The organism is Streptomyces sp. NPDC055078 (assembly GCF_053607985.1).
In genome coordinates this window covers 1-4915 of record NZ_JBSGUP010000620.1, presented here as the reverse complement: position 1 = coordinate 4915, position 4915 = coordinate 1, and the positions used below count along the sequence as shown (strand labels likewise).

Here is a 4915-nt window from a genome sequence, read left to right as displayed (position 1 = left end):
CCTCTGGGACGAGGGGAGGCCGGGCCCGGGCGACGCCGACGCGGTGTCACTGGCTCCGCGTCACTGATTCCGCGTTACTGGTTCTGCGTCACTGGCTCCGCGTCACTGGTTCTGCGTTACTGGTTCTGCGCCTCACCTCGGTAGTACTCGAACACCCAGCCGAAGAGGCCGACGAGGATGAGCGGTGCGGAGAAGTACAGCAGCCACCAGCCGAGCGCGACACCGAGGAACGCGAGCGCTCCGCCGGTGCCCAGCAGGAGCGGCTGCCAGCTGTGCGGGGCGAAGAACCCCACCTCGCCGGCCTCGTCCGCTACATCGGCCTCCTTGTTGTCCTGGGCCATGGCGTCCACTCGCCGGGCCGTGAAGGCCAGGTAGTAGCCCACCATGACGCTCAGTCCGAACGCCAGGAAGAGCGCGGTGGTACCGGCCGGCTCCTTCGACCACACGCCGTACAGGATGGCGACGGCGAGGATGAAGACGCTCAGCCACAGGAACATCTTTCCCTGGACCTTCACTGCGCGGCCCCCTTCCCATCGATGAGGGCCTTGTCGACCTCGCCACGGTTTTCGAGCTGGTCGACGATCGCGATCTCCGGGTAGTGAAGATCAAAGGCCGGGGATTCGGAACGGATCCGCGGAAGGGTGAGGAAGTTGTGCCGCGGCGGCGGGCAGGACGTGGCCCATTCGAGCGAACGCCCGTAGCCCCACGGGTCGTCGACCTCGACCTTCTTTCCGTACTTGGCCGTCTTCCAGACGTTGTACAGGAACGGCAGTACGGAGGCGCCGAGGACGAACGAGCTGATCGTGGAGATCGTGTTCAGCGCGGTGAAACCGTCCGCGGCCAGATAGTCCGCGTAACGCCGCGGCATGCCTTCCGCGCCCAGCCAGTGCTGGACCAGGAATGTGCCGTGGAATCCGATGAACAGCGTCCAGAACGTGATCTTGCCGAGCCGCTCGTCCAGCATCTTGCCCGTGAATTTCGGCCACCAGAAATGGAATCCGGCGAACATCGCGAACACCACGGTGCCGAAGACGACGTAGTGGAAATGCGCGACAACGAAGTACGAGTCGGACACATGGAAGTCCATCGGGGGCGACGCCAGGATGACACCGGTCAGACCACCGAAGGTGAAGGTGATCAGGAAGCCGATGGTCCAGAGCATGGGTGTCTCGAAGGACAGCGACCCCTTCCACATGGTGCCGATCCAGTTGAAGAACTTCACACCGGTCGGTACCGCGATCAGGAAGGTCATGAACGAGAAGAACGGCAAGAGCACGCCGCCCGTCACATACATGTGGTGCGCCCACACCGTCACCGACAGACCGGCGATGCCGATGGTCGCCGCCACCAGGCCCATGTAGCCGAACATCGGCTTGCGGCTGAAGACCGGGATGATCTCCGAGACGATGCCGAAGAACGGCAGGGCGATGATGTACACCTCTGGATGGCCGAAGAACCAGAAGAGGTGCTGCCACAGCAGCGCGCCGCCGTTGGCCGAGTCGAAGATATGGGCGCCGAACTTACGGTCCGCCTCCAGCGCGAAGAGCGCGGCGGCGAGCACCGGGAAGGCGAGCAGGACCAGCACACCGGTCAGCAGCACGTTCCAGGTGAAGATCGGCATCCGGAACATCGTCATGCCCGGGGCGCGCATACAGATGATCGTGGTGATGAAGTTGACCGAGCCGAGGATCGTGCCGAAGCCGGAGAAGGCCAGACCCATGATCCACATATCGGCGCCGGCACCCGGTGAGCGGACCGCGTCCGACAGCGGGGAGTAGGCGAACCAGCCGAAGTCGGCCGCGCCCTGCGGGGTCAGGAACCCCGCCACCGCGATGATCGAGCCAAACAGATAGAGCCAGTAGGCGAACATGTTCAGCCGCGGGAACGCCACATCCGGCGCACCGATCTGGAGCGGCATGATCCAGTTCGCGAATCCGGCGAACAGCGGCGTCGCGAACATCAGCAGCATGATCGTGCCGTGCATCGTGAACGCCTGGTTGAACTGCTCGTTCGACATGATCTGCGTGCCCGGACGGGCCAGCTCGGCGCGCATGAAGAGCGCCATCACCCCGCCGATGCAGAAGAAGACGAACGACGTGACCAGGTAGAGCGTACCGATGGTCTTGTGGTCGGTGGTGGTCAGCCACTTCACCACCACGTTGCCGGGCTGCTTGCGCCGTACCGGCAGCTCGTTCTCGTACGAGTCGTCAGCTGCTGCGGCGGCACCCTGGGGTTCGTTGAGGATGCTCACAGTAGGTTCTTCTCCGCGTTCCTGGCCGGGTCCGTCTGCTCAATGCCCGACGGGATGTAGCCGGTCTGCCCCTTCTCCGCCAGCTCCTTCAGGTGCTGCTGGTAGCGCTCCGGGGAGACGACCTTGACGTTGAAGAGCATCCGGGAGTGATCGACGCCGCAGAGCTCCGCGCACTTGCCCATGAAGGTGCCCTCCTTGGTCGGGGTGACCTCGAAGGAGTTGGTGTGCCCCGGGATGACGTCCAGCTTCATCAGGAAGGGGACCACCCAGAAGGAGTGGATCACATCACGGGAGGTCAGGACGAAACGGACCTTCTCCCCCTTGGGGAGCCACAGCGTCGGGCCCGGGTTGCCGTTCTGCGGGTTGCGGGTACCGGGGATGCCGGCGTCGTAGACACCGCCCGCGTTCTCGGGGAAGTCCTCGACGAACTTGTCCGGAACGGCCTTGAGGTTCTTGTCCGTCTTGGCGTCGCCCTTGGAGCCCTCCACGTCCTCGACGTAGTTGAAGCCCCAGCTCCACTGATAGCCGACCACGTTGATCGTGTGGTCCGGCTTGTCGTCCAGGGCGAGCAGCTTGGACTCGTCACGCGCGGTGAAGTAGAAGAGCACCGAGACGATGATGAGCGGGACCACGGTGTACAGCGCCTCGATGGGCATGTTGTACCGGGTCTGAGGAGGTACCTCCACCTTGGTTCTGCTGCGCCGGTGGAAGATGACACTCCATACGATCAGACCCCACACCAGCACGCCCGTGATGAGCGCTGCCGCCCACGAGCCCTGCCAGAGCGAAAGAATGATCGGCGCCTCTTCCGTTACCGGAGTCGGCATTCCAAGGCGGGGGAAGTCCTTGTATGTGCAACCGGTTGCGGTAGCCAGGATCAGGCCCGCAGTCAGCACCTGCGGCAGCTTCCGCCGCATCGGGCGCCGAGACGTGGGGGTACCGCCCGCGCCTTGGCTGCGGGGGAGGTCGGAGCCGTTGGGACTCACGTAGCGCCTTCCCGAGAGTCTCGGCCCGCGCGGTCGGCTGCGGCCGTCTCGCTGGTCGGTCGCCGGCCCTGACGCGGGCAGGGGTTTGGATGTTTATGCGGACCAAACCCTACTGGACGCTATTTGGGGTCGCGCGGGGAGGGTGCCCAACGCGCCGCCCGACTCCCCGAAGGGGTGGAATCCCCCTGGATAAGCCCGGGTTTTCCGTTGGAATGGCCCCGGAATCGCTATTTGGAGCGACAAGGGAAACGGTGTCGCAGTACGGCCCGGGAGGCTCGGCCGAGGCACCGCCGCCGGGCGTGTCCGCGCGAGTCGGACGGCCACGGTGCCGACGGCGGGCGGGTCCGCGGAGTCCGACGGCCACGGTGCCTCCGCCGGGCGGGTCCGCGGAGTCCAACGGCCACCGCGCTGCCGGCGGGCGTGCCCGCGGAGTCCGACGGCCACCGCACTGCCGGGGAGCGGGTCCGCGGAGTCCGACGGGCCGGGAGCCGCCGCGTCCGGCTGTGTCTGACGGTCCCTCCGGGCGCGGGGTACGACTCCTCCGGGCGCGGGTTAGCGTGAGGGGTGCCCTACTTCGACGCCGCGTCCTCCGCTCCCCTGCACCCCGTCGCCCGGCAGGCCCTGCACGCCGCACTCGACGAGGGGTGGGCCGACCCCGCCCGGCTCTACCGCGAGGGTCGGCGTGCCCGGCTGCTGCTGGACGCGGCCCGGGAGGCGGCGGCGGAGGCCGTCGGATGCCGGCCGGACGAACTCGCCTTCACCCCTTCGGGGACACGCGCGGTGCATCTGGGGGTCTCCGGCGCCCTCGCGGGCCGCCGGCGGGTGGGGCGCCATGTGGTGGTCTCGGCGGTCGAGCACTCCTCCGTCCTGCACGCGGCCGGTCTGTACGGGGGCGAGGCGGCCGGCGAGGTGCCGGTCGACCGGTCGGGGCGGGTGGACCCCGCCGTCTTCGCCGGGGCGCTGCGCCCGGACACCGCGCTCGCCTGCCTCCAGTCCGCGAACCACGAGGTGGGTACGGAACAGCCGGTCGCCGAGGCCGCGGAGGCGTGCCGGGCGGCGGGGGTGCCGCTGCTGGTGGACGCCGCGCAGTCCCTCGCCTGGGGGCCGGTGCACGGGGGATGGTCCCTCCTCGCCGCGAGCGCGCACAAGTGGGGCGGGCCCTCGGGGGTCGGGCTGCTCGCGGTCCGCAAGGGGGTCCGCTTCGCCCCTCAGGACCCGGCCGACGAACGGGAGTCGGGGCGCTCCGCCGGTTTCGAGAACATCCCCGCGATCGTCGCCGCGGCTGCCTCCTTGCGCGCGGTGCGCGCGGAGGCGGCCCAGGAGTCGGCGCGGCTGCGGGACCTGGTGGACCGCATCCGTACCCGGGTGCCGGAACTGGTGCCGGATGTGGAGGTGGTGGGCGATCCGGAGCGACGGCTCCCGCACCTGGTGACCTTCTCCTGTCTCTACGTCGAGGGCGAGACCCTGCTGCACGAGCTGGACCGGGCGGGGTTCTCGGTCTCCTCGGGCTCCTCGTGCACATCGAGCACGCTGACCCCGAGCCATGTGCTGCGGGCGATGGGCGTGCTGAGCGAGGGGAACGTCCGGGTCTCCCAGCGCGACGCTAGGCGGGATACCCGACAGCTTCTGTCCCCTTTTCCCGGGGGATCAGGGGAAGCGCCCGGACGGTGTCCGAGCA

4 protein-coding genes are annotated in these 4915 nt (G+C 67.9%); 1 reads left to right on the top strand and 3 read right to left on the bottom strand.

The window, feature by feature from the left end; all coding sequences use genetic code 11:
• Positions 1–116: 116 nt before the first annotated feature.
• Genes ACWF94_RS33435 through ctaC form a run of 3 tightly spaced genes read right to left on the bottom strand, consistent with a single transcriptional unit; the run spans position 117 to position 3237 of the window.
• A complete protein-coding gene (locus ACWF94_RS33435) occupies positions 117–515 on the bottom strand; it encodes a cytochrome c oxidase subunit 4 (RefSeq protein WP_453497242.1) in 399 nt (132 codons plus the stop codon).
• Positions 512–2251, bottom strand: a complete 1740-nt coding sequence (gene ctaD, locus ACWF94_RS33430) for an aa3-type cytochrome oxidase subunit I (RefSeq protein WP_453497239.1) — start codon at positions 2249–2251, stop codon at positions 512–514. Before ctaD ends, ACWF94_RS33435 begins: the two co-directional genes overlap by 4 nt.
• Complete coding sequence (ctaC, locus tag ACWF94_RS33425) at positions 2248–3237, bottom strand: aa3-type cytochrome oxidase subunit II (protein WP_453497236.1); 990 nt, start codon at positions 3235–3237, stop codon at positions 2248–2250. The genes ctaD and ctaC overlap by 4 nt, the downstream gene beginning before the upstream one ends.
• A 564-nt stretch (positions 3238–3801) precedes the next feature.
• Between ctaC and ACWF94_RS33420 the strand changes: the two genes are divergently transcribed.
• Positions 3802–4915: cysteine desulfurase family protein (locus tag ACWF94_RS33420; RefSeq protein ID WP_453497233.1), on the top strand; the 1114-nt coding region annotated here is incomplete at its 3' end.